At 72.0% G+C, this 24,935-nt stretch carries 19 protein-coding genes; 6 read left to right on the forward strand and 13 right to left on the reverse strand.

Translation table 11 applies throughout. The features are described 5' to 3' along the window. The 8 genes from ACZ5ON_RS25165 to ACZ5ON_RS25200 all read right to left on the reverse strand — a co-directional run. Window positions 1-2,550 (reverse strand): bifunctional YncE family protein/alkaline phosphatase family protein (locus tag ACZ5ON_RS25165; RefSeq protein ID WP_465596885.1); only part of this gene is annotated, 2,550 nt, incomplete at its 3' end. A gap of 94 nt (window positions 2,551-2,644) precedes the next feature. After that, complete coding sequence (locus ACZ5ON_RS25170; RefSeq protein WP_465596888.1) at window positions 2,645-4,009, reverse strand: ABC transporter permease; 1,365 nt, start codon at window positions 4,007-4,009, stop codon at window positions 2,645-2,647. Then, window positions 4,006-4,950 carry an ABC transporter ATP-binding protein gene (locus ACZ5ON_RS25175; protein ID WP_465596891.1) on the reverse strand — a complete coding sequence of 315 codons (945 nt, stop codon included), beginning with the start codon at window positions 4,948-4,950 and terminating at the stop codon, window positions 4,006-4,008. Before ACZ5ON_RS25175 ends, ACZ5ON_RS25170 begins: the two co-directional genes overlap by 4 nt. Before the next feature lie 320 nt (window positions 4,951-5,270). Next, window positions 5,271-6,143 (reverse strand): JmjC domain-containing protein, encoded by an 873-nt coding sequence (locus ACZ5ON_RS25180; protein ID WP_465596894.1) that lies wholly within the window; start codon window positions 6,141-6,143, stop codon window positions 5,271-5,273. A 22-nt stretch (window positions 6,144-6,165) separates the two neighbouring features. Continuing rightward, window positions 6,166-7,035 carry a JmjC domain-containing protein gene (locus tag ACZ5ON_RS25185; protein WP_465596897.1) on the reverse strand — a complete coding sequence of 290 codons (870 nt, stop codon included), beginning with the start codon at window positions 7,033-7,035 and terminating at the stop codon, window positions 6,166-6,168. 113 nt (window positions 7,036-7,148) lie between these two features. Further along, window positions 7,149-7,349: a hypothetical protein gene (locus ACZ5ON_RS25190; RefSeq protein ID WP_465596900.1), complete on the reverse strand. Its 201-nt coding sequence runs from the start codon at window positions 7,347-7,349 to the stop codon at window positions 7,149-7,151. Between the two features lie 129 nt (window positions 7,350-7,478). Then, window positions 7,479-8,627 carry a helix-turn-helix transcriptional regulator gene (locus tag ACZ5ON_RS25195; protein ID WP_465596903.1) on the reverse strand — a complete coding sequence of 383 codons (1,149 nt, stop codon included), beginning with the start codon at window positions 8,625-8,627 and terminating at the stop codon, window positions 7,479-7,481. Window positions 8,628-8,678: 51 nt separating this feature from the next. Further along, window positions 8,679-8,900 (reverse strand): hypothetical protein, encoded by a 222-nt coding sequence (locus tag ACZ5ON_RS25200; RefSeq protein WP_465596906.1) that lies wholly within the window; start codon window positions 8,898-8,900, stop codon window positions 8,679-8,681. 149 nt (window positions 8,901-9,049) lie between these two features. On the opposite strand from ACZ5ON_RS25200, the gene ACZ5ON_RS25205 reads away from it, so the two are divergent. Beyond that, window positions 9,050-10,117, forward strand: a complete 1,068-nt coding sequence (locus ACZ5ON_RS25205) for a helix-turn-helix transcriptional regulator (RefSeq protein WP_465596909.1) — start codon at window positions 9,050-9,052, stop codon at window positions 10,115-10,117. A 223-nt stretch (window positions 10,118-10,340) separates the two neighbouring features. Here ACZ5ON_RS25205 and ACZ5ON_RS25210 read toward each other — a convergent pair whose 3' ends face one another. Both ACZ5ON_RS25210 and lanKC read right to left on the reverse strand, forming a co-directional pair. After that, the gene (locus tag ACZ5ON_RS25210) at window positions 10,341-10,478 is read right to left on the reverse strand and encodes a hypothetical protein (protein ID WP_465596912.1); all 138 of its coding nucleotides are present in this window, start codon (window positions 10,476-10,478) and stop codon (window positions 10,341-10,343) included. 62 nt (window positions 10,479-10,540) lie between these two features. Next, entirely contained in the window at window positions 10,541-13,114 is a 2,574-nt protein-coding gene (gene lanKC, locus ACZ5ON_RS25215) for a class III lanthionine synthetase LanKC (protein WP_465596915.1), read from the reverse strand. Between the two features lie 1,029 nt (window positions 13,115-14,143). Here lanKC and ACZ5ON_RS25220 point away from each other — a divergent pair. After that, entirely contained in the window at window positions 14,144-14,908 is a 765-nt protein-coding gene (locus tag ACZ5ON_RS25220) for a G1 family glutamic endopeptidase (protein ID WP_465596918.1), read from the forward strand. Between the two features lie 139 nt (window positions 14,909-15,047). On the opposite strand, the gene ACZ5ON_RS25225 is transcribed toward ACZ5ON_RS25220, so the two are convergent. After that, on the reverse strand, window positions 15,048-16,364 hold the full coding sequence (locus ACZ5ON_RS25225) for a serpin family protein (RefSeq protein WP_465596921.1): 1,317 nt from the start codon (window positions 16,362-16,364) through the stop codon (window positions 15,048-15,050). A gap of 568 nt (window positions 16,365-16,932) precedes the next feature. Here ACZ5ON_RS25225 and ACZ5ON_RS25230 point away from each other — a divergent pair. Further along, the gene (locus ACZ5ON_RS25230) at window positions 16,933-18,639 is read left to right on the forward strand and encodes a putative Ig domain-containing protein (RefSeq protein ID WP_465596924.1); all 1,707 of its coding nucleotides are present in this window, start codon (window positions 16,933-16,935) and stop codon (window positions 18,637-18,639) included. A 571-nt stretch (window positions 18,640-19,210) separates the two neighbouring features. Continuing rightward, the gene (locus tag ACZ5ON_RS25235; protein ID WP_465596927.1) at window positions 19,211-19,705 is read left to right on the forward strand and encodes a cold-shock protein; all 495 of its coding nucleotides are present in this window, start codon (window positions 19,211-19,213) and stop codon (window positions 19,703-19,705) included. A gap of 395 nt (window positions 19,706-20,100) precedes the next feature. On the opposite strand, the gene ACZ5ON_RS25240 is transcribed toward ACZ5ON_RS25235, so the two are convergent. Further along, window positions 20,101-21,048: an SDR family oxidoreductase gene (locus ACZ5ON_RS25240; RefSeq protein WP_465596930.1), complete on the reverse strand. Its 948-nt coding sequence runs from the start codon at window positions 21,046-21,048 to the stop codon at window positions 20,101-20,103. A 129-nt stretch (window positions 21,049-21,177) separates the two neighbouring features. Between ACZ5ON_RS25240 and ACZ5ON_RS25245 the strand changes: the two genes are divergently transcribed. Beyond that, window positions 21,178-21,759, forward strand: a complete 582-nt coding sequence (locus ACZ5ON_RS25245) for a TetR/AcrR family transcriptional regulator (protein ID WP_465596933.1) — start codon at window positions 21,178-21,180, stop codon at window positions 21,757-21,759. An 87-nt stretch (window positions 21,760-21,846) separates the two neighbouring features. Here the strand turns inward: ACZ5ON_RS25245 and ACZ5ON_RS25250 are convergent, their stop codons facing one another. Further along, on the reverse strand, window positions 21,847-22,074 hold the full coding sequence (locus tag ACZ5ON_RS25250; RefSeq protein WP_465596936.1) for a hypothetical protein: 228 nt from the start codon (window positions 22,072-22,074) through the stop codon (window positions 21,847-21,849). 278 nt (window positions 22,075-22,352) lie between these two features. Between ACZ5ON_RS25250 and ACZ5ON_RS25255 the strand changes: the two genes are divergently transcribed. After that, window positions 22,353-24,908, forward strand: coding sequence for a helix-turn-helix domain-containing protein (locus ACZ5ON_RS25255; protein ID WP_465596939.1), 2,556 nt, complete (start codon window positions 22,353-22,355; stop codon window positions 24,906-24,908). The last annotated feature ends 27 nt before the right edge of the window (window positions 24,909-24,935 follow it).

Here is a 24,935-nt window from a genome sequence, read left to right on the forward strand (position 1 = left end):
GGAGACTCCCTCCCCCCCACCAGGTTGCTGTTCCCCAACAGGATCCTCCTTCGTTTTTTTTCCCCCCCCCCCCCCCCCCCCCCCCCCCCCCCCGTCCCCCCCCCCCAGGCCGTCGGTCAGCGAGGTCCGGTTGGGCACCGCCGTGAACGGCTTGTAGTCCGGCTTGTCGGTGAAGGCCGTGGCCATCGGGCTGGCCGCGCTGTCCTTCTGGTTCATCGGGTGGATCCCGAGGATCTGCTCGATGGTGCGGACCATCGTGATCTGCGAGTAGTAGCGGCTGTCGACGGTCCCGTGCTGCGCCCAGGGGCTGATGATCTGGATCGGGGCGCGGTGGCCGTCCACGTGGTCGAGGCCTGCCTGTGAGTCGTCCTCGACCACGAAGATCGCCGAGTCCTTCCAGTACCCGCTGTGCGAGATCTCGTCGACGATCTTGCCGACCGCCAGGTCGTTGTCGGCGACCTGCGCGGCCGGGCTCGCCGGACCACCGGTGTGGTCGCTGGACAGCCACAGCACGTTGAGGTTCGCCGGACCGTTCTGCTCGAAGTCCTGCTTCCAGATCTGGTACCGGTACTGGTCCGGCACGTCGAGGTCGAACTTGGGGAAGCCTGGCACCGACACGCTGTTGAGCGAGGGGATCGGCGACGACGACTTGAGGGGGTAGGTGCTCTCCTGCCCGGTCGCGTCCATGTTCTTCGCGTCGCAGTACAGGTTCTGCCAGCTCGCGCCGTCGGGCTTGGTCAGGAACTGGTGGAACTCCCCGAAGTCCCGCACGTCCTGGCCCGCCGCCTGCGCGCCCGTCCACAGGAAGCCCGACCTCTGGTGGCCCAGACCGTCGTCCTCGGTGTCGTAGCTGCGCTCGTACTCACCGGCCGAGGACTCGGTGTACTCCGGGTTGTCCGCCTGCATCAGCCAGTTGTGGCCCTCGGCGGAGTTCGTGCCGATGTCGTAGGTGTTGTCGTAGAGCCCGAACTGCTCGGCCAGCGCGTGTTGGTTCGGCGTCACGTTCGCGCCGAACTGGGTCAGCTTCGAATCCCCGTTGCCCTTCGCCATGTCGCCGAGGAGCTGGTCGTAAGTCCGGTTCTCCTTGACGATCAGGAAGACGTGCTTGATCGTTGACGGGTCGCCGATCCGCGCCGGCACCGGCACCGGCTTCGCCTTGTGCCGGCCGGTCGTCTGGACCGCGCCGCTGGTCCAGCCGTTCTGCCGGAAGACCTTGGCGGTCTGGGACCGGATCCCCCGGTCGCCGGGCAGCGTGAACTGGGTCAGGCTGGAGGTCGTGTCGTGGGTGTTGTGCGCGCCGGTGGAGTCGGGCCGCCGCGCGTCGATGCCGCGGGTGTTGGAGACGACCACCTTCGAGCCGACGGTGGTGATCTCCGTCGGGAAGTAGTCCGTGGGCAGCAGGCCGACGTAGCCGACCGGCTCCTGCGGGCTGGTGTAGCGGTAGACGGCCACCGCGTTGGCGCGACCGAGGGTGACCAGCAGGTGCCCGTCGTCGGTGAGCGTCACCGCGTCGGGCTCATAGCCCACTGACGCCTCCGGCCACGGCTTGGTGGAGATGCGCTGCACGACCTCGTCCTGCTTGGTGTCGATGACCGACACCTCGTCGCTGGCGGTGTCGGTGACGAACAGCGCCCCGTTCTTGGCGTACACCGCCGTCGGGTGCAGGCCGACGGCGATGGACCCGACGGCGGCGGCCGGGTCCGCGAGGTCGATCACGCTGACGGTTCCCGTGGTCGTGGCACCGGTCGCCGGGTCGGCTACCACCTGCGTGCCGTAGGAGTTGAGCGTGTCGTCATCGGGCGTGGCCGCACGCCCGCCCTCATTGCTGACGTACAGCTTGTGGCCGACCTGCACCATGCCGCGCGGCGCGTTGCCGACCGTCCAGCTGCGCCCGATCGCTCCGGTCGCCGCGTTGATCGCGACCACCCGGTTCTGCCCGTTGACCGCCGCGTACACCGTCGAGCCGTCGGCGGAGAACACCGCGCCCGACGCCAGCGCGCGCTTGTCCCCGTCGGCCGGGATCGACACCTTCACCGGGTTGGACAGGGATCCGTCGGCGTTCACGGTGAACCTGGTGTAGCCGTCGAGCTGGCCCAGCCACAGCTGCGAGCCGTCCGGCGAGTACACCGGGGCCGCCTGGCCGACCGAGCCGTCACTCAGGTGCAGGTCGTCCGCCTTGGCCTTGCCGACGCGCTGCTGCACCCGCCCGGTCTTCAGGTCCACCACGACCAGCGACGCGTCGCCGTCGGCGACCGAGGCGGCCAGGTGACCGCCGTCCTGGCTGACCGTGGACGCCATGATCTTGCCGTCGTTGATGACGAGCCGACTGCCGTACGGGGCGATGTACTGGTCGCTGGAGACGACCTGGCCATTGGCGGTGACCTGACCGACCCGGTCCGTGCCGAACTGACGGGTGGTAGCGAAAGCCGTGCCCGTGGCCACGGCCACCGCCGTGATGCATGCCGTGGCGAGCGTGGCGCGGCGGCGCATACGCCGGCCGAGAAGGACGGAGTGCTCCTCCTGGACGCGTCGACGACGCGTTACCTGCATGGCGTCATCCCTTCGTTGAGTTTGGGGAGTTCGTCGAGTCGGTTGAGTGCGGGGGTTCCGGGGGTCCGGGGGTTCGGGGGTTCGGGGAGTTCGTTCAGGAGGAGAGCAGCTCGACCTGGCCGTCGAACTGCCACAGCGGGTTCGGCGCGTCCCCGGTCCGGGTGTGCACCAGGAAGTAGCCGTTCACTTCCTTCGGTCCGTCGCCGTCGGCCATCAGCCGTCCGTCCGGGGCCACGTCGAGCTGGTAGATCGCCGTCCCCGGCGCTGCCGTACCGGGCAGGTGCCAGGTGACGACGCAGCGCCAGTCGTTGCCCGGCCCCACCGGGTCGACCTGGCCGTCACCCCGGTCGCACACCGCCGTGACCTGCAGCTGTGTCTCCGTGACGGCAGGGCGGTGCAGTTGCTCGGTCTGCAGCCGGTAGAGGTGCGAGAACACGGTCGCGACCGACTGCTGCACCTTCGCTTGCGAGATCCCCGAGCCCGTCGAGGGCGTGGCCACGGCGACCGCACCGAAGGTCAGCACGAGCAGACCGGCGAGCGGCAGCACCCCGAAGGCGAGCGCGCGGCGCCCCGTACCGTCCTCGTTGCCGCCTGTGAAGTCCCGCCGCACGAAGAGCCGATAGGCCGCCGCGGTCGCCACCCCGACCCACACCAGGCTCACCGCGATGGCGATCAGCAACTCGTCGAGCTGCACGGGGTCGGCGAACACCCCGTTCCAGGAGACGAAGGCGTAGCCGGGCAGCGCGAGGCGCAGCGCCACCGGCAGCGGCAGCATCTGCGCGAGCTGCATCGCGACCGCCGCCAACGCGGGGACGAGCAGCCCCATCGGCGAGCGCCCCAGGATGACGGAGCCGAGCAGCCCGATCGCGGCCAGCGCCAGCGTGGGCGCCAGCGCGCACCCCCACGCCAGCAGCACGCTCCCCGCCGCGTCCGGCGGGGACAGCAGGTGCCCGTCGACGCCGACCAGGGGCTGGTTCCCGACCGCCACCAACCCGCCCACCGTGCTTGCGGCCACCAACCCGGCCACCAGCAGCACGATCACGGTCCCGCTCGCCAGTGCCTTCGCCACGAAGATCCGCCGCGGCGAGCGAACCGTCACCAGCAGGTGCCGCCAGGTTCCGAGCCGGTCCTCGGCGGCGAACACGTCGCCCGCGACGACGGAGGTCAGCAGCGGCAGCGCCCACGAGCCCGAGAACCCCAGCACCACCAGCGGGCCGGCCCAGCCCGTGGCGTGCATCCAGCGGCCGAACAGTGTGTCGGACGGCAGCGTGCCCTGCTGGGCCACCGCGGCCACGAACAGCCCCGGCAGGGTCCAACAGGCCAGCATCAGCAGCCGGATCCGCCACTGGGAGACGAGTTTGACCACCTCGAAGCGGTACGCGCGGCTCACCGGTACCCGTCGCGCCTCGGCTGCGACGCCGGCACCGGCCACCGTGTCCCCGACCATGGCCGTGCTCATTGCTGACCCTCCTGCTGTTCGGTCAAGGCGAGGAATGCGGCCTCCAACGCCGAAACCACGGGCGTGACTTCGCGCACCCGCACGCCCGCGTGCACCAGCGCGGCCACCAACTCCTCGACGGCCGGCGCCGAGGCGCGAACGACCAGTGCCTCGTCCCCGCGCCGCGCGCCGGCCTCCTCCACGGCCCGCACCCCCGCAGCCCCGCCGGCCACCCGCCGCGCGACCTGCGGCTCGGAGGTGAACAGGCGGTACTCGAGTTCGCGGTTCTCGGCCGCCAATTTCTCCAGCGGGCCGGAGAACCGGACGCGCCCGGTCGCGAGGATCGTGACCTCGTCGCACAGCACCTGGAGGTCGTCCATGCGGTGACTGGACAGCACGACGGTCACTCCGTCGGCCGCGAGCCGCTGCAGCGCCCGGTGCACGTGCTGCTTGCCCGCCGGGTCCAGACCGTTGGAAGGCTCGTCGAGCACCAGCAGCCGCGGATTCGTGAGCAGCGCCGCGGCCAGGCCGAGCCGCTGCCGCATTCCCAGCGAGAACCCCCGCACCCGGTCGTCGGCGACCTCGGTCAGCCCGACCTCGGCCAGTACCTCGTCGATCCGCCCCGCCCGCGGGTCCGGCCCGCTCAGCGCCGCCATCGCGGCCAGGTTCTTCCGCGCGGTCAGCGACGGGTACAACCCGGGCCCGTCCACGAACCCGGCCACTCCGTGCGGCGCCGCCAAGGCCCGCCCGACCGGTCTGCCCAACACCTCCAACTCGCCGTCGTCGGCGACGGCCAGCCCGAGCAGCAACCCGAGCAGCGTCGTCTTCCCGGCACCGTTCGGTCCGGCCAGCCCGTGGATCCGCCCGGGCGCCAAGTCCAGCCCGACACCGTCGAGCGCCACGACGTCACCGAAGTACTTCGTCAATCCACGTGCCCGCACCGCAAGTTGTGTGTCGTCCATGGCTCCTTCTCGCAGTCCCCCAGGGAACCTAAGGCGTTGACGGGGCGCAGTCAGGAGCGGGCGGTTGAACACCGATGGAACAGCAGACGGTCGGCTCTCCGGCGATGGCGGGCCCAGGACTCGGAGCGTTGACCGGTAGCCAACTCGGCTCCCGCCGGCCCGGCCCGACACCAGGGACGGTTGCGGGCCGCGCCGTGAACCGGCGCGATCGGCAGACCACGGGCGGCCCCCTCCACACGGCACGGTCGCCGCCACGAACCACTGCTCCGCCCGGCGGCGCCGTCCACGTGCCGCGGTGTCCGGCGGACGGTAGGCGCCACCTACCCTGCCTGGAGCATCGCGGTGCGGGCGAGGGCGACCAGGTCGGTGGGGGTCAGTTGGGCCAGGGTGGCGCTCGCGTGGGTGAGCAGGTCGGCGGCCGCGTTGTGCAGGGCGGTGTCGTCGAGCGGGCGGCCGGGCAGCTCGCAGCAGTCGACGAGCAGGGCCTCGGCCAGCGCGTAGAGGTTGGCGGTGGCGGCCTCGCGGATGGTCAGGGAAAGGTGGGTCGAGGGTCCGGTCCCCTCGGCGCGGGCGCGGTGGGCGAAGCCCCGGGGGATGTAGAGCACCTCGCCGGGGCGCAGCACTGCCTCCAGCAGGACCTCGCCCGGGTCGCCGTCCTCCCGCTCCGGGATCCAGTTGCCGTCCACGGGCCCGCCGTGTACCCACCAGCGCTTGGTGCCGCCGAGCTGGATGGCCAGCACGTCGGCGTCGTCGCGGTGCACCGGGCGGCCCTGGGTGCCGGCGGGGGTGCGGAACCAGAACGCCTCGACGTGGCGGCCGAGTTGCCCGGCGAGGCCGCGGGCGAGCGCGCGGACGCCCTGGTGCCACTGGTCGACGTAGCGCAGCAACACGGTGGCCCGCTCCTGCTCGACCAGGTCGCGGACCGCCTGGCCGTCGGCGTAGTCCTGCACCAACTCGCCCAGCACCACGCGCGGTTGGCAGAAGCGGGCGGCGGGCAGGTGGGCGTCGCGCTGGACCAGGCCGATGTAGGGGACCTTCAGCAGCCCGTGGTCGAGCAGTTGGTCCACCTCGGCCTCGGGCAGCACCACGAGCGGCGGGTCGGCCGGACGCAGCACGGCGGGGGCGGTGCGCCACAGCGCGGTGCGGAAGTGGGCTTCGTCGGCCACGCAGCGGCGCAGCCAGTTTTCCGTCACGATCGGTTCTCCGTCAAGGTGGTCAGGCGGTGGGGCGGCTGCTGCACGCGGTGCGGCGGGCGGCGGCGACCAGGGCCTCGGGGGTGGTGGCGGCGAGCCGGGCACGCAGGTGCTCCAGCATCTCGGCGGCGACCCGGAGCAGGGCTTCCTCGTCGAGCGGGCGGGCGGGCAGCGCGAGGCCGTCGGCGAGCAGCGTGCGCAGCCGGGCACGCAGGTGGCCGGCGCCCGCCTCGCGCAGCACGACGGTCAGGTGCAGCGAGGGCCCGGCCCCGGTGGCGCGGGCGGTGTGGGCGTAGCCGTTGGGCACGTAGAGGACCTCGCCCGGGTGCACCAGGGTCTCCAGTACGGGCGCTCCCGGGTGCTCCTCGCGGACGGGCTGCCAGGCGGGGTCGGTGGGGCCGGCGTACACCTGCCAGTGCTTGGTGCCGCTCAGCTGGATCACCAGGATGTCGCCGTCGTCGCGGTGGACCGGCCCGTGGCGTCCGGGCTGCGAGTAGAAGAGGAATGCCTCGGTGAGCCGGCCCAGTTGCCCGGTCAGGGCATCGGTGAGTTCGCGCACCCCGGGGTGCCAGTGGTTGAGGTAGCGCAGTTGGAGGGTGGCCGCCTCGTCGCGGATCAGGGCCCGCACGAGGTCGGGGTCCGGGCAGCCGCCGAGCGGGTTGCCTGCGATGGTCCGGGGCGGACAGAAGCGCTCCTCCGGGACGGTCCCGGCAGCGGTGAACAGGCCCGCGTAGGGCGTGCGCAGGGTGCCTGCGTCGAGCAGGGCGTCCAGGTCGGTGGGGGTGAGCAGGTCGGTCGGGGGGTCGGCGGGGCGCAGCAGGGCGGGGCCGCGCCGCCACTGGGTCCGAAGGAAGGCCTCCGGGTCGGCCACGCAGCGTTCGAACCAGTCCATGGCCCGTCACTCCTCTTCTCGTGTGTGCGGTCCGGCCGGGCCGGAGCCAGAGCCAGAGCGGCTGTGCCCCGCCGGACCGTGGGAGGCCGGCGGGGCACCCGGGGGGACGGGCGTCAGATGACGTCCGGGTGGCACTCGCCGCACTTGTCCGGCACGACGTGGCCCGCCGAGACGGTCGGGGTGGCGGCCTGGGCCTGCGCGGCGGGAACGAAGACCGCGCCGCCGATGGCGGCCGCGACCGCGACCGACAGCGCGGTCTGGCGGGTCAGCGCAGCGAACTTGCCGGCGAGGTCGGCGTGTTGGGAGGTACCCATGGTGGTGCTCCTTTCGGATGGTGTGACTGGTCGGGCCTGCCCGGGTGGGCAGGGTGGAGCAGCCGAGCGCCTGGCCGCCGTGCGGGCCGGGCGTCGGACGTCTGGGGGTGGGTGCGGGGCGGCGGCCGCTCAGCGGCGCCCGCCGGCGCAGGCGACGGCGGCGGGAACAGCGGCCGCCGGCGCCGAAGCCTCGACGGGTGCGGCCACGGCGGCGGGCGGGGACGCGGGAGCGGGTGCGACGGTCGGCGCGGATGCGGTCGCCGCCGCGCACCCGGTGAGGCCGTGGCGCTCGGCCAGCACGCCCGCCTGGAAGCGGCTGTCCGCACCCAGCGAGCTGTACAGCCCGGCGATGTGCCGTCGGCAACTGCGCAGCGAGAGCCCGAGCCTGCGGGCGATGACTTCGTCCTTCAGGCCGTCGGCGAGCAGGCGCAGTACCGTGGCCCGGAGCTCGTCGGAGACGGCGCGAGCGGCGGCCGGCCCGCTGCGGAAGACCGCGCCCTGGTGCCAGAGCGTCTCGAAGGAGTCGGCCAGGTGGGCCACCACCGAGGGCTGCGCGACCAGCACCAACCCCTCGGGGTGGTCCCGCTCCGGCAGGAAGGCGGTCACCCGGTCGATGACCAGCAGCGGGCCGCAGCTCTCCCCGGTGGTCCGCACCTCGGCGCCGGCCCGGACCGCGGCCTGGGCCTGGTGCTGGGTGGGCCGGTGGAAGCGCGCCGGGTGCTGGTGGACGATCCGGGTGCGCACCCGGGGGCCGGTCCGTGGCAGGTCGCCCAGCACCAGGTCGGCCAGCGCCGCCGCGGCCGCGTCACCGCCGGGGCAGCAGACGGACACCTCCCGGCGGGCCCGCAGCAGCCGGTCGCCGACCACCTCGCGCACCGTGCCGGGGTCCGACAGGACCTCCAGCTGTTCGGCGGGACCGCCGTGGGCCGGCCGCGACCGCACCGCCTGCACGGCCGTCCAGGTCTGCTCGATCCGCTGCCGGCGGATCAGCAACTCGGCGGCGCTGCGGTCCAGTTCGGCCTGCGCGCGGGTCAGCGCAGCCGCGGCCTCGCGAGGCCCGGTCGCCACCAGGGCACCGCCGGGCGCGGGCTGCAGCAGACCCCGGCGCCGCAGCGCGCCGATGGCGGCGCGGCAGGCGGTGGCGCTGAGGCCGGTCTCCGCGCCGGCCCGGTGCAGGTCGGCCGCGTCGAACCGGTCCTGCCGGGTGGCCCAGGAGTAGAACGTGACGGCATCGTGGTCGATCTCGGGGGTGGGGTCGGCGGTGACCGAGGTGTCCATCCGCGGGCTCCTCGCTGGGGTCGGGTCGGGGACGGCCACTGCTCCGGGGGCTCAGGTGGTGCCGGGCCACTTCGGGCGCGGCTCGTGCTTGCACGGGTCCGGCCCGGCCCAGTGCGGGACGCAGACCGGCCAGCCCCAACTCGTGTTGGCCTGCACGGTGGTGGCCCGGCCGCCGGCCGGTTCGAGGGTGCCGGTCAGGCCCGCGACCGGGCCGAGGACGGCCGCCAGCACGAGTGCGGTGAGCGCACGGCGGAGGTTTCCGGGTTCCTTCATGGCATCCTTCTTGACAGCTGGTGGCGGTCGGTAGGCGCGTCCGGTGATCGGGTCAACTCCGGAGCGGTTGTTCGATATTCGCCAGAGCGGGCCGCGGGCGCCAGGGTCCGAGGGGGACAGGAAGATGATGTCCGACTGAGGAGGGGTGGATGAATCCGGTCAATCCGGACGCGGTCGAGTCGTCGGGGCAGGGGGCCCTGCTCGATCACGAGGCACGGCTGGTCTACGAGTGGGCGGTGCGGCACCGGGGGATCGACCACGCCGACCCGGCACGGATCGCCCTCGAGCTCGGGCTCACCGAGGAGGAGTGCCGGCAGGCCGTCGACCTGCTGGTGGCGCTCTGCCTGCTGGTCCAGCGCCCGGCGGCAGAGCCGGGCTGCTTCGCGGCGGTCGGACCGGAGGCGGCCGCGGCGCGGCTGACCGGGCAGGAGGAGGCACGGCTGCGCGCCGAGGAGGCAGAGCTGAGCCGGCGGCAGGCGGAGCTGGCCAGGTTGCGCGCCGACGTGGCCTCGCTGGGGCCGGTCTACCTGGCGGAGGGCGGCGGCTCGGACGGCTCGGTCGAGGTCCTGGAGGACATGCACGTGGTCCGCTCGGCCCTCACCTCCGCGGTGGGCGCCGCCAAGGACGAAGTGCTGGCGGTCCAGCCGGGTGGCGGGCACCCGAAGGCCGCCCTGATGGAGTCGCTCCCCCGCGACCTGGACATGCTGGAGCGGGGGATCCGGCTGCGGAGCGTGTACCAGCACCTGACCCGGTTCGACCCGCCCACCCGGTCCTACGCGGAGCTGATCATGGCCGCGGGGGCGGAGATCCGGACCCGCGCCGAGGTGCCGGCCCAGCTGGTCGTGGTGGACCGGGCCACCGCCTTCGTGCCGGCCCGGCTCGCCACCGGTGGGGCGCTGCTGGTCCGCGAACCGTCCTTGGTGGCCTACTTCGTCCGGCTCTTCGAGCACGAGTGGGGCCAGGCGATCCCGTACGACACCGCGCCGACCGCGGCCCGCACGGTGTCCCGCTCGGTCGAGGACGCGATCGCCGTGCTGCTCGCGGCCGGGGAGAAGGACGACACGATCGCCCGACGGCTCGGCATGTCGACCCGGACCTGTCGGCGCCACATCGCCGAGTTGCTGCAGCGCCTCGGCGCGCAGAGCCGGTTCCAGGCCGGCGTGCTGGCCGAGCGCGAGGGGCTGACCGTCCCGGTGGACGCCACGGCGCCGAGCTGAGGCGGCGTCGCCGTGCGGCCGTGCGTGACCAGGCCGTGGCAGGGCGGCGCGCGAAAAGCGGCTGCCCGTCGGGGTGGACCCGGCGGGCAGCCGCCAATGCGGACCGGCCGTTACTCCTCGACCGGCGCGTCCACCCAAAGGTGCGAGACGGTGCTGATGAAGCTGGGCAGCGCGTCCGGGGTCTCGACCGCCTCGAGCCCCTGCAGGGCGAGGATCTGCGACATCAGCGCACCGCCTCGTCCGAGACGGGCTGCTCGACGCGCATGTGCGCCTCGCTGCTCCAGTGGCTGTTGGTGTTCGTGGTGTAGAGCCCCGAACCGCTCTCGCTCTCGAGCCCCTGCAGGGCCAGGATCTGCGACATGACCCACTCCTTTCCGGTGATCGTCTCGGCCACCGCGAGGTGACCCTCGTGCTCCCCCGACGTCAGGGCCGGGGGAAATCCGTGATGCCGGGCAGCGGCACCGGGCCGAGCGCCGCCCCGTGCAGGGCGGCCAGGATCCCGGCCGCGCCGGTGGCCAGGTCCGCCGAGAGCCGCATAGAGCGGCGGCCCGGGAACGCGAGATGACCTTGGTGGTTCATCACATGCCACTCCAGCAGCCGCAGGTGGCGGTCGGCTCCGGCGCCGCGGCCGCTCCTGACCAGGTGCAGCAGCAGCCCGGCCCGGCCCTCGAACAGGCCCGGCGCGGCGACCAGGTCCGGGAGGCAGGCGCGGTCGGCGGCGGCCAGCGCCTCGGTGAAGCGGGTCGGCAGCCGGTCCGGGCCGGTGCGCCGGGCCAGTTCGGCGATCAGGCCCGCAGTGCCCGCCCCGCCCGCGGCCAGGTAGGGCAGCTTGCGGCGGTAGCGGTCCTCGATCAGGAAGAGCATCCCGTCGGTGAAATCCGCTTCGTCCAGCTCGCGGCCCAGCGCCGCCTCGGCCGCCCGCAGCCAGTCCGGCTCGCCGGTGTGCCCGTGCAGTCGCAGGAAGAGCGACGCCTGCCCGCTCCAGCCGTCCAGCAGGCCGCGCAGCCGTGGCGACCGCTCCTCCCGGGCCAGCTCGTGCCCGAGTGCCAGGGCCCGCTCGGCGAGGCGGTCCTGGCCGAGCGCGCCGGCCAGGTCGAGCAGCCCGAGCGCGATACCGGCCCGCCCGGAGCCGAGCCCCGGGTCGATCGGCAGGTCGCCGGCGAGCAGTCGCTCGACCAGCGCGCCGGCCGCCTGCGGCGCGCCCAGCCGGGCCAGTGACCAGGCGATGCCGGTCAGTCCGTCGTACAGTCCGGGTGGCAGGTCCGGTGCCGCGTTCGCCCTGGTCACCAGCCAGTCGACGTGCTCGGGCGGAACGGGCCGGCCGCAGGCCTGCAGCGCGTGGAGCACGCCGGCGGCGCCGTAGGACAGGCCCAGGCCTGCGTGGCCCGGCCCGAACTGTGCGACGTCGCCGGGGTAGAGACGGTCCGTCCGCTCCGGCGTGGCCATCGCCAGCACGCCTGCGGCCAGCGAGTCCAGCACCGGACGCCAGGCCTCGGTGTCCGCCGCCGGCGCCTGCGGCCAGGCCGGCCGCGGCGGCCCCGGGCGACGCTCGGTGGCTCCCGGCGGCAGCTGCCCGCCGGCCGCCCGGTGCAGCGCGTCGGTGACCTCGGCCCCGAAGCCGGATGCGACGGGGTAGCGCCGCGCGATCTCCCGGCCGGCCAGCTCGGCCTTGCCCGAGTCCAGCCCGAGCAGGTTGTTCAGCGGTAGGAACAGGTAGAGCCGCAGCGCGGCCAGCGCGTACGCGTCCACCGCCGTGCCGCGCCGGGCCGCGGTTGAGACGAAGCCGGTGGCGCCCAGCGGCGGAGCGGTGGCGTCGCCGGCCGGGAAGGTGATCTCGAAGTCGACCAGCGCGCAGCGCCCGTCCGGGCGGATCAGCACGTTGTTGGGGTGCAGGTCGCCGAAGACCAGCCCGCGCTCGTGCAGCACCGCCAGCACGCCGCTCACCTGGTCGATCACGTCGAGCGCCCAGGCGGTGTACTCGGTCAGCTCCGCCGGTCGCGGGTCGGGGTGGGCGAGCGGGCAGGTGCGGGTGAAGACGTCCTCCAGCCGCTCGCCCTCGATGTACTCCTCGACCAGGTAGTGGTGCTCCCAGACCTGCCGGTACTCGTAGAGCGCGGGCACGAAGTCGACGCCGGCCAGCGCCTCCAGCACCTGGCGCTCGCTCAGCAGCCGCTGTACGGCGTCCCTGCCGGTGTGGTCGAGCCCGGCGTGCGGGCGGGCCTCGCGCAGGACCACCTGGCGGCCGTCCCGTTGGTCGGTGGCCAGGTAGATCCCACCGCCGTTGGAGAAGTGAAGCGCCTTGGTCACCTCGAACGGGAAGTCGGCGGCCGTCTCGCTCTCCCGCTCGCGGTCGGCGGCCAGCTGGGCCGCGACGACCTCCGGCACCGGCGCCCAGTCCGGGACCGTGAAGACCGTGCCACGGGTGTCGGGCACCAACTCGCCGTCCGGCCCGCGCATGGCCGGCACCCGCTCGCCGTGCTCGTCGGTGCAGTAGCGCTCGGCGAACGAGCCGTAGCGCAGGTAGAGCGGGCCCTCCCGGTAGCGAAGGTCGCTGAGCACGTACGGGCCGGGGACGCCCTTGAGGACGGTGGACAGCTCGTCGAGCACCTGCTCGAGCCGGGCGTCGTCCTCCGGGTAGAGCGTGATCAGCTTGCCGCTGGAGCGCCGGTCGGCGTACTTGCCGTTCAGCGCCAGCACGGTGGCCCGGCTGCGCAGGAACTTCCAGGTCAGCTCCTGCTCCAGGCAGTACGCCAGGAGCTGGTCGATCACCCGCTCGGCCTCGTCCACGGTCGCCGAGACGTGCACCTTCCAGCCCTGCTCGGGCAGTCGGGCGTGCGGCGGCCGGAGGTGCACCCAGGGGCCGTGCTCGTGGCGCAGCCAACCCGGCGGCAGCGCGGCGGTGGCGGCGGCGAAGCGGTCGTCCGGGCGCTCGGCACGGGCGGGGTCGTCGTAGAACAGCGGGTCGGCGAGGCAGTGGCGCTCGTAGCGGTCGTCCATGGCGCTCGCCTCAGCCCGCGGTCCGCGGCCGGCTCCCGCCCGCGCCCCGCCCGGTGGTCGCCCAGGTGTCGGATGTCGTCGTCAAGGGAGTTCCCCCGGTGCAGTGGGCCCCGCCGACTGCGGGCTGCCTTCGACCCTGCCAGCCGCGGGCAGCGCGGTCGACGGATCCGATCCGCCACCTTCGTGCCAGGCAGCTTGTGGACGGATGGAGAGGAGGCGGCCCGCGGGTCTGCCCGTTCCCGTCCCGCCGGAAGGTGGCTCTCCCGAGCGGCGGCGGCTGATCTCGTGCGCGGGGGTGGCGACTTCGGCGAGCGTGCCGCCGAAGCGGTCAGGTGTCCCGCGTCGGACGGTGGATGCATGCAGCGAGCTGGCAGAGGTCGTCGGCAACGCCCGCCCTTGATGCCGACGGACGATCTCAGTGCACCGCGCAGCCACAAGTGGTGACGGGGATTCACATCCCTGCCGACAGCATTTGGACGACCGAGAATCCAGCACCTTCGAGAAGGCGTCGGGCGCACAGCGGATGCCCTTCGGGGAGCGCGGGAGATTGGCCACTCGAGAGCGCACCGAAATCGCTGGCGTGATTCGCCGAGAGGCTTCCGGAAGGCGGCTCCCTTCGACTGTCCGCCGGGCAGGGGGTGCTGGGCTCCCGAGCCCGCCAGGTCCCCGGTGGCGCCCGCCTCGGAGGCCCGCGCGGGGCGATGACCGCCGGTTTCCCCCAGCGAGATCGTTTGAGTTCGCGCCCAGACGCCCGTTTCGACTCATTGACACTCATCGCGTCCAGCCCCATTGCTGTTAGCACCAAAGGCGCCCAGACCATATGAAACTGACGAATGACCACCTCTCGACCCATATTTCACCGTTTCTGCTGATGCGTCAGATGAGAAAGCAAGCTTTGCGCACTCGTTACCGCCCATGAGAGCTGCCTCCCCCTACATTTGCCTGAGCGCAGCCAAGGTCCTGTGCCGATGACACCCCCCATGTCTCCGAGGCAGCACCACGGGCCTCCTCCACCCCCACGGAGAACCCATGTCGATACGCCGTTGCACCGCTGTGTCCGCCGCCGTCCTGGCCGTTCTCGGCAACGCCGTACCGGCGCTCGCCGCCTCCGGCTCCCTGCCGCTGCAAGCGCCGATGGCATCCGCCGCACGACCGCACGTGGTCGGCCTGCACGGCGGCGTTGGGCGCGACAGCACCAGCAGCAACTGGTCGGGATACGCCGCGACCGGCTCCAAGTTCACCAGCGTCACAGCGAGTTGGGTCCAGCCCGCGGGCAAGTGCACCAGCGCCACCACGTACTCCAGCTTCTGGATCGGCCTCGACGGTGACGGCAGCAACTCCGTCGAGCAGACCGGCAGCGAGGTGGACTGCTCGGGCGGCTCCCCGCAGTACTACTCCTGGTACGAGATGTACCCGGCCTACCCGGTGAACTTCAGCGGCACCGTCCGCCCCGGCGACCACTTCACCGCGAGCGTCACCACCAACGGCAGCGGCTCCTTCACCCTGAAGCTGTCGGACACCACTCAGGGCTGGAGCCACACCGTCAACAAGACGCTGAAGAGCGCGGCTCTGGCCTCCGCCGAGATCATCGCCGAGGCACCCTCCAGTGGCACCGGCGTGCTCCCGCTCACCAACTTCGGCACGGCAAGCTTCACCAGCGCCACCGCCAACGGCCAGCCGATCGGCAACTTCTCGCCCGACCAGATCAACATGGCATCGGGCAGCACCACCAAGGCCACCACCTCCACCCTCTCCGGCGGCGGGAACTTCTCGGTGACCTGGCAGCACAGCTGACCGTCCCGCCCCGATGACATGTTGTCGGCCAGGGTCCACGGCAGCTCGCGCAGCAACAGCCGCGCCCCGCGTCACCTCGGCGCAGGCGTCGGCGAACCCGGGATCGGCATCCCACCCCAGGCCCGGTGAGCGGGCCCGGTCACCTCGCCTGCGGGTCGGTGACCTGGCCGAGGAAGACCGGCCGGCCCGAGGCGGTGTCCCGGATCAGGAACAGGAACGGCCGGTCGATGTGGAGTTGGACGGCCTTCGTCGGGGCCGCGGCGCCCGGCACCATGACGACCCCACTGCCGGCCGCGGCCACCGTGCCGTCCTCGTCCACCTGGATGGTGGCCTTCTGCACCACAGCGCCGACCTTGAGCCGCTCGGACGTCCCGGGCCCGAGGAGGCCGGTGAAGTCGGCGCGGTTGTCGAAGGCCGCCTGGACGCCGAGCACGTGCAGGGCGGGGACGAGGTCGTCGGACGTGTCGAAGTGGAACTTCGGCAAGGTGAGGTCGATTTGCCGCTCGCCGAGCCCGCCGAGGATCCGGTCGAGCTGGGCCTGGTCCAGCGCCTTGCTGAAGGCGGCGAAGCCGCCCTGCGCGGGCACGATCAGATCCATCGCCAACCCGCTCTTCGCGTAGGGGAGTTCGACGGCCTGCCAGGGTTCGCCGAGGATGCCGCCGGAGCCTTCGGCGTAGCGGAAGGTGCTGTTCTGGCTCATCGTGCTGACCGCTGGGGTGGAGCCGTCGAGGCGGTGGAACGGCTGGTCCGAGGTGTGCGCGTGCTTGAACGGAGAGGCCCACTTCGCCTTGAGGTAGAGGGCGTCGGTTAGCGCCAGCCGGGTGTCCTTGGTGATCTGCTTCTCGCTGAAGAGGTCCTTGATCCGGCCGTCGGTGGCCTTCTCCACGGCCTGATTGACCTTCGTGCGGGAGCCGTCCGGGTCCTTCTTGAAGTCGGTGGTGTGCACGCCGGTGTCGAAGGCGGCGGCGAGAGTGGCGAGGTACGCCTGGGCGAGTGGGAAGCCCTGCTGGGCCCAGAGGTCGTCGGTCTGGCGCAGGGTGAGCCCGTCGGTGGGCGGGATGCGGCGGTCCAGTGCCCCGGCGGCGAGCGCGTACTGCTGTGGGGTGAGATCGGTGTGCAGGGCCCTGGCGAGTTCGTCGGCGGTGGCACCGCGGGCGCCGGGCAGCACCATGGCGAGCGCGGTGGCCAGGCCAGACGGGGAGAGGACGAGGTTGCGGCTCGCGCCGTCGGACGTACCGGCGAGGGCGTGCAGGAGGTCCAGGCCGAAGGCATTGGTGGCGGCGGAGACCGCGGTGACCTGTGCGGGGTCGACCGGAGCCGGGGTGGCGGGCGCGGAGGCCCGGACCACCACGGGGGCGGTGTCGCTGCTACCGCAGCCGGTGAGCAGCGGAGCGGCGAGCGTGGCGCCGAGGAGCAGGGCCGCGCTGCGGCGGTTCCCGGAACTGCGGTTCGTCATGGCCCTTCGACGTGACGGGGGCGGCGACGGTTCCCCGCTGTCCGAGCTCGGTCACCACGGCCGCCCGCCCGCTGCAACCGCCTTGGGGAGTCCTGGTTGTTGTGCCAGAGGACGGCGGCGTTCGACCTCGCGGCATCGCGGTGAAGCCGTCCGGGAGGCGCGGCCGCTGCCGACCGAACTGCGGCCCGTCAACCTACGATCAGTACAGCCGGTAGCCGCCGCAAGCCGAAGGCAAGTAGGCAGACGGCAGAGGGCAGAGGGCACAAGGCTTGACGGTGCGTCTGAAGAATTCGCGCCGAGACGCACCGTCATTTTCGGCAAATCTGAAGGCCGTTCCAGCATCTGCGACGCTTCAAGCCACCGCTGTCCCCCTAGAAGGGCTGCTCAGGACACGTCCAGGCGCTCGAGCGACCGGTCGAAGGAGTCGCAGAAGGCGCGACGGAGCAGCGGTTACACCGATCCGACGTACTCCGTTCAAGCTCCGATTACCCCATCATGGAACGGTGTCCGGCGCGCCTACGCGCGTAGCACCGTCCTCTGTCACCCCACAGCACGAGGAGACTGACTCATGCTCAGATCGAGATGCACCATCCGCCCGCTAGCCCTGACCGCCGCCTCTCTGGCAGCGATCGCCGGGATGACCGCCGTACCCCACCGCGCTGCGGCGGCGACGCCGGCCGCCACGACCACGCAGCACCGGATCCTGTTCGACAACAGCAAGGCCGAGACCGCCGGCAACGCGGACTGGATCATCAGCACCAGCCAGCCGGACCCGCTCGGGCAGAACGCCAACCCGCAGTCCGAGACCGACTGGACGGGTGCCATCTCCAGCTGGGGCGTGGCCCTCCAGAAGACCGGCCAGTACAGCCTGAAGACCCTGCCGAGCGGTTCCACCATCACCTACGGCACCGGTGGAGCGCTGGACCTCGCCAACTTCGACGAGTTCGTGCTGCCCGAGCCGAACATCCGGCTGAGCGACGCGGAGAAGACCGCGGTGATGAAGTTCGTCCAGAACGGCGGCGGCCTCTTCCTGATCTCCGACCACACCGTCAGCGACCGCAACAACGACGGCTGGGACTCCCCCGCGATCATCAACGACCTGATGACCACCAACTCGGTCGACAGCAACGACCCGTTCGGGCTCTCGGTCGACCTGCTCAACATCCAGACCGACAACCCGACCGCGATCAACGACGCCACCGACCCCGTGCTGCACGGGCCCTTCGGCACCGTCACCGGCAGCATCATCCGCAACGGAACCACCTTCACCCTCAAGCCCGCCGACAACCCCTCGGTCAAGGGCATCGTCTACCGCACCGGCTACTCCGGAACCACCGGCGCCTTCTTCGCGACCAGCACCTTCGGCAAGGGCCGGCTCGCCCTCTGGGGCGACAGCTCGGCCATCGACGACGGCACCGGCACGGCGGGGAAGACCCTCTACGACGGCTGGAACGACCCGGCCGGCACCGATGCCGCGCTCGCCCTGAACGCCAGCGCCTGGCTCGCCTCGGGCAGCGGCGGCACCACGGCCGGCAGCGTCAGCCTCACCAACCCCGGTGCCCGGACGGCCACCACCGGCAGCGCCACCAGCCTCCAGCTCTCGGCCACCGACACCGCCGGGGGCAGCCTGAGCTACACCGCGTCCGGCCTCCCCGCCGGCCTGAGCCTCAACTCCTCGACCGGGCTGATCAGCGGCACCCCGACCACCGCCGGGACCTACTCCGTGACGGCCACCGCGACCGACTCCACCGGTCCGTCGTCCTCCGCCACCTTCACCTGGACCGTTCAGCCCTCCGGCGGCAGCGGCTGCGCCGCGGCCCAGCTGCTCACCAACCCGGGCTTCGAGGCCGGTTCGACGGCCGGCTGGACGGAGACCAGCACCGGCGGCAGCAGCACCATCAACAGCAGCTCCAGCGAGCCGTCGCACTCCGGCACGTACGATGCCTGGCTGGACGGATACGGCAGCACCAACACCGACACGCTCGCCCAGACGGTGACCCTGCCGGCCGGCTGCACCAGCTACGACTTCAGCTTCTGGCTGCACATTGACACCGCCGAGCCCGGCACCGCCGCGTACGACAAGCTGACGGTGACCGCGAACGGCACCACCCTGGCGACCTACTCCAACGTCAACGCCGCCGCCGGCTACCAGCAGCACGGCTTCAACCTGGCCGCCTACGCCGGCCAGACCGTGACCCTCAAGTTCAGCGGCATCGAGGACTACACCAAGCAGACCTCCTTCGTCCTCGATGACACCGCGGTCAACGTGTCGTGACCGAGCGCCGGTTGCCCTCCGCTCCGGAGGGCAACCGGCGTTCGTGGTCGGACCCTGCGCCTGCCGACGACCTCGTCCACGCTGATGGCTCGACGGCCGGGGAGGCCGGTCGGGCGGTATCAACGCCGGGCGGTCGCGGTGATGTTGTAGCTGATGATGTGGCTGCTCGTGGTGAACGCGGTGACCGTCGCGGGGGTGGTGGCCGGATCCTGATCGTCATGGGAAGTCATCGAGCCCCGCAGCATTCCGACTTGGCGCAGCTCCTGCGTGCCTTGCGAGCCCGGCTGCAACCGGAGCAGGTCGGCCCGCCACGCGTGGGACGCCTGGCCGGGCGAACTCCCTTGCCCGCCCGGGTGTCCACGCCATCGCGGGCTGACGCTCTCGATGGCAGTTCGCCGCACCGCCGACTGGCCGTGGCCCGTCAGCACGGGCGCGTCCCTGGAACTCGGCCACGAAGGATCGGTTTCGGGAAACCTGGATACCCTGCGGAAGGAGGGAGGTACGCTGCCTCGGACGCCGATCGAGGTGGCGTCTTCGTCGACGGCCTGAGTTGTGTTGGGGTGTGTGGTTCGTGTTGGTTTCCGGCAGGGTTCTGAGGTTCGACGACGTCCGCGGGTACGGTTTCATCGCGTCCGACCTGGGTGGTGAGGACGTCTTCATGCACGCGAACGACCTGATGGAGGAGAAGTACCTGTTCCGTTCCGGGGTGCGAGTCGAGTTCGAACTTCAGGACGGCGATCGCGGCCCGGTCGCGTCTCAGGTCCGGCTTCTCGACTCCGCCGGATCCGACGGCTCGGCAGCGAAGCCGGCACCACAGCGGCGACTGCTCCGCTCGGGCGACCTCGCGAGCGCGGGCGCAGGCGCGGGCGCAGGCGCGAGCAGCGGCGCGGGCGCAGGCGCAGGCGCGAGCAGCGGCGCGAGCGATGCGCTGCCGACCGCCGACTTCCGGCAGCAGTTGACCGAACTCCTCCTCGAGGAAGTGCCGACACTGACTTCCGCCCAGATCCTTCAGATCCGGGAAGCCGTCATCGCGTCCGCACAGTCACGCGGCTGGGTCGCGGCCTGACTCATCGCCTCTACCGGATGGCCGATGCCCTCGCCCGTCCGAATCGCACCCGGGTGAGCGTCGAGTCCGCCTGATCCGGCCCCCGGCCGGTTTCAGGCGGACTCGATCCGCTCGACGATCAGCTCCCGCAGTTCTCCGGTTCTCGGCAGGTGGAGTCCGGCTTCGGCGGCGGCCCTTGGCATCCGGTTCCGGATGGGCGCCGGCCGCGAACGGGGGGAGACCGCTGAGCGCACGCCAGGAGCCCCTGGGGGCCTGCCCTCGTCCGCCGCTCCGCCTCCCTGGCGAGACCGAGGAGTCGGCGCATCACGCACCCCCGCGAGCCGTCCCGGCGCATCGGCTGGACGGACACGTCGCATCCACCGGGGCCAACCCGTCCTGCCGGACGGTGATGCCGGCTACCACCGAGAGGGCCGGTCGACCCGGAAGTAGTGGCCCTTCTCCAGATCGTCGACGAGCCCAGGACCGGTCGGCTGCCACCCCAGCAGCTCACGGGTCAGCGCGCTCGAAGCCGGGCTGTCCACCGCGAGGAGGCTGGCCAGCCAGCCGAAGTGCTCACCCGCGTCCTCGCTGGAGACGGCGGCCACCGGGAGGTCGAGCTGCCGGCCGATCACCTCGGCGACGGCACGGATCGGCACGCCCTCGTCGGCGACCGCGTGCAGCATCGATCCCGCCGGAGCCGTCTCCAGCGCCAGCCGGAAGAGGTGCGCGGCATCGGTCCGGTGCACCGTCGGCCAGCGGTTGGACCCGTCACCGGGGTAGCCGGAAACGCCCTTGTCGCGAGCGATGGCGACCAGGGTCGCCATGAAGGCGTGATCTCCCTCGCCGTGCACCGTCGGGGGGAGTCGCACGACGGACGAGCGGACGCTGCGGGAAGCGAGGGCGAGCGTCGCCCGGGCATTGGCCATTCGAGTCTGCACACCGCTGATCAGCGACGCCGCCGCCCCGGAGTCGGGCCCGAGCCCGTCGGCTTCGGTCATCACCCGCCCCGGTGCGAGCCCGAGCATCCCGGAGGCGATGACGAACGGTCGATCAGATCCCGCGAGCGCCTCTCCGAACGCCTCGATGGCGCGGCGATCCGCATCGGCAGCGCCCTGGAAGTCCCCCGAGAAGGCGATGTCGTGCTTGAACGCGAGGTGGATCACACCGTCCGAGGCGGCAGCCGCACTCCGCAGGCTGTCGAGATCGTCAAGAGTGCCGCGGTGCACCTCGGCCCCGGCCTCGGTGAGGGCGGCGGCCGAGGCGTCCGAGCGGGCGAGCCCGACAACCTGATGGCCCGCGCCGATGAGCTCGGGTACGACGGCGGAGCCGATCCAGCCGGACGCTCCGGTGACGAGGACACGCATGAGAAGACCTCCAGGTGAGTTCTGGATCCCTGCAAAGGCATGCGCGACGACAGGTCGCGATGTCAGGGACTGTCATCACTCCCAGCATAGCTCTGATGTCAGTCACTGTCATCAGCTAGGATTCAGCACATGGGGCGATGGGAGCCAAACGCGCGCGGCCGGCTCGAACAGGCGGCACTGGAGCTCTACATCGAGCGCGGGTACGAGCAGACCACGGTGGCGGAGATCGCCAAACGGGCCGGGCTGACGGAGCGGACGTTCTTCCGGCACTACGCCGACAAGCGCGAGGTCCTGTTCGCGGGCGCGGGCGCGTTGCAGGACCTCTTCGTGAGCACCGTCGCCGAGGCACCTGATTCCGCGGCGCCGATCGAGGCGGTGGGCGCGGCCCTCGAGGCCGCCGCCGTCGTGCTCCAGGAGCGCCGCGACAGCGCCAGGCAGCGTCAGACCGTCATCGCCGCGAACGCGGAGCTCCGAGAACGGGAACTGATCAAGCTCGCGTCGCTGTCCGCGGCACTCGCCGAGGCACTGCGTCAGCGCGGCGTCGCGGACACGGCCGCAGGTCTGGCCGCCGAGGCAGGGATCGCCGTATTCAAGATCGCGTTCGAACGCTGGCTCGACGAAACCGGCCGGCGGAGCCTGGCGCAACTCATCCGGGAGTCGCTCGGCGAGCTCAGAGACGTGACGGCGGGCCGCCCGTCCGCAGAGCGCTGACCGGCTTCCCCCTCTACGAGGAGTTCGAACTCCGCGCCGCGATCCGACCGCTCCGGGGGAAAGGGCTCTTCGGCCCCCGGGACGCCGCTAGCGGCGGCACGAAGCCGCGAGGAACAGCAACAGGAGCGCGATCGCCGCTATCTGGAGGCAGCCACGGCCTCCGACCGGATCCCTCCGGTCGACCTCGACATCGCCACCAGGGGGAACACCGGGGTGCCGCTTGGCATAGTGCTCGACCTGCTGCTGCTCGCCCTGGGACTCGGTGAGCCACGGTGTCTTGAAGCTGCACTCACCGCACCAGTAGCGGTACGCCATGCTGACTCCTCGGATGTCGCCATGCGCGGTTGTCCTCTCCACCGCCGGCACGGTGCGGTCGATCGGCGGGTGGCAACCAGACCTGGCCCGTTGCCCGACCGTCCGGGCCCTCGCCTCCCACCCTCCGCGGCCCTGCACCTGCCGCTGCCCGTGCAGCCACCTGTCACTGATCGTGGAGTCCGCGCTGATCTGCGGACAGGCCAAGGCACCGGCCAGATGTGACCGGTCGTCACGATAGGCTCGCCAGCGGCCATACTGGCGAGTAGGGAGGCGACCCGGTGACAGATCAGCTCGGCCCGCTGCTACGTCGGCTGCGCCATCAGGCCGGGCTGACGCAGGAGCAGGTGGCGGAACGTTCCGGGGTGAGCGTTCGCACCATTCGCCGGCTGGAGACCGGCAAGTCCACCGATCATCGGCTGGGAACGGTGAACCTGCTGGCGGATGCCCTCGATGTCGGGCACGAGGACCGCCGACGGCTGGCGGCCACGCTCGCGAGATCGCAGGATGCAGTGGCTTCCGGGGCACCCGAACCCGATCCCGTACCACCCGTGTTGGTGGCCGATCCACCCGAATCAATGGCGGCTCCGCCCGAGTTGGTGACTGTTTCGGCCGAACCGATGGCTGGCTCGGCCGAGTTGAACGCCGATTCACCGGAACAGGTCGACGGGCCTCCTCCGCCCGCGGTCCCCTCGCCATTGCCGGTACCCGGTGCGCTCGCCGACGCCGCGCAGGAGCTGGCGAGGGAGGTCAGGCGTCGCTGGCGGCGCGAGGAGGAGCAGCGCCGGGTCCACGACCCGTTTCCGCTGCCGGTCCGGTGGCAGCAGGCGCCCGCCGGCCTGACGGACCGGCAGGAGAACATCCAGCGTCTCGGACCGGGCGCGGTGCCGCGCCAGGTGGACCTGAGCGGTGACCTGCGGAGCGTGGCCGAGGTCTACCGGCGGATCTCCTCCGGCCGGTTGGTGATTCTCGGCCGGGCCGGCTCGGGCAAGTCGATCCTCACGATCAGGTTCGTCCTGGACTTTCTCGAAGCCTCGCCCGTTCCCGGCCGGGTACCGGTCATCTTCAGTCTCGGTTCCTGGGACCCGACGGCCATCACGCTCCGGGACTGGCTGATCGGCCGGCTGCTGCGTGACCACCCGCACCTGGCCCGCAGGAGCCCCAGCGGGTCGACCATGGCCTCCGCGCTGGTCGACGCCGACCTCATCCTCCCGGTCCTGGACGGGTTCGACGAGATCGCGGAAGGCCTGCGCCGCGAGGCACTCGAGGCACTCAACGCCACCTCGCTCCCGCTCGTTCTCACCAGCCGGCGCGGCGAGTTCGCCGAAGCCGTCCAAGCGGCGCACGCACCAGTGGTCTGGGCGGCCGGCATCGAGCTCACCGACCTCGCCATCGACGACCTCGTGACCTACCTGCCCCGGACCGCTCGAACCGTCGGTCACGGCAACGGCAACGGCCACGGCGGCGACCACGACGGCGACGGCGGGACCGGGGCGGTGTGGGACGTCGTCCTCGGGGAACTGCGCAGGGAAGCCCCGGCGAGCGCGCCCCTTGCCGAGGTGCTGACCACCCCGCTCATGGTCATCCTGGCACGCACCATGTACAGCGAGACGCCCGGCCGGGATCCGGCCGAACTGCTGGACACCACACGGTTCCCCACCAGGAAGTCCCTGGAGGAGCACCTGCTGGCGGGCTTCGTGCCGGCCGTCTACCGGCGCCGCGTCCCCGAGCGGACCGAGGACGGCCAACGACGCCGGCAGCCGAACCGGGACTCTGACCGCGCCCGGCACTGGCTCGGCTACCTCGCCCACCACTTGGTCCGGCTCGACCACGACCGGCAGGACCTCGCCTGGTGGCAGATCGGCGACTCGCTGCCGCGCTCGACCCGCGTCATGGCCGTCGTGCTGGCGACCGCGCTGTGCATCACCCTGTCCGACTGGCTGGTCTGCCCGTTCGTCACCCGGCTCGGGATCGGCGAGATCCTGCTGCAGGGGAGCCTCATGGGGCCGGTCGCCGGACTCGCCTTCGGAGCCGTGTACGCAGTCATGATCGCGTACGGCGGCGGGACCGCCTTCGAACCGGCGCGCGTGCGGCTGCGGCTGCCCGGCGCCCACAGCCGCATCAGCCGTCGGCCGGTCCACACGTTCACCGGCCGTTTCGGCAACGGTCTGTTCGGCGGATTCGTCATGGGCGTCGGATTCGCGTGCGCGCTCGCCCTCGAACGCGCGGTGTACCCGGGGATCCCGCTCGACAACCCTGCCTTGGTCGAGGACACCCTGATCAACATGCTGGCCTTCGGGCTGATCTTCGGCTCGGCCGCCGGGCTGGTCTTCGGGCTCACAGCCGCACTCGAGGCGCCTGTGGACGTCACCTCCGCCGCCACTCCGGTCGGCCTGCTGTCCGCCAACCGCACCACGGTCGGCCGGCAGGTCCTCGTCCTGGCGCCACTGCTCACCCTCGCGATCTCCCTCGGCGGGCGCCTGGTCGTCGACCTGCTCCAGGGCCCGCTCGGACCGCTGAACTGGGGGCTGTCGGACGGGCTCCTCATCGGTGCGGTCGGCGGGCTCGGGGGTTCGGTCTCCTACGCCCTCGCCTTCACCGCCTGGGGGCAGTGGGTCCTGCTGTCCCGTGGCTGGCTGCCGTTGACCGGCAAGCTGCCCTGGGACACGGTTGCCTTCCTGGACGACGCGTACCACCGCGGAGTGCTGCGCCAGACCGGCGCGGTCTACCAGTTCCGCCACGTCCGGCTGCAACACCACCTCGGCCACACGTTCCGCCAGCAGCAGGCCAACTACATGCCGGCCAGGTTCCACTCCGCGCAGAACGGACCCTCCTGACGGCCGGGGCGTGTCGTCCACCGAGGA

Source organism: Kitasatospora sp. NPDC032150 (genome assembly GCF_055579945.1).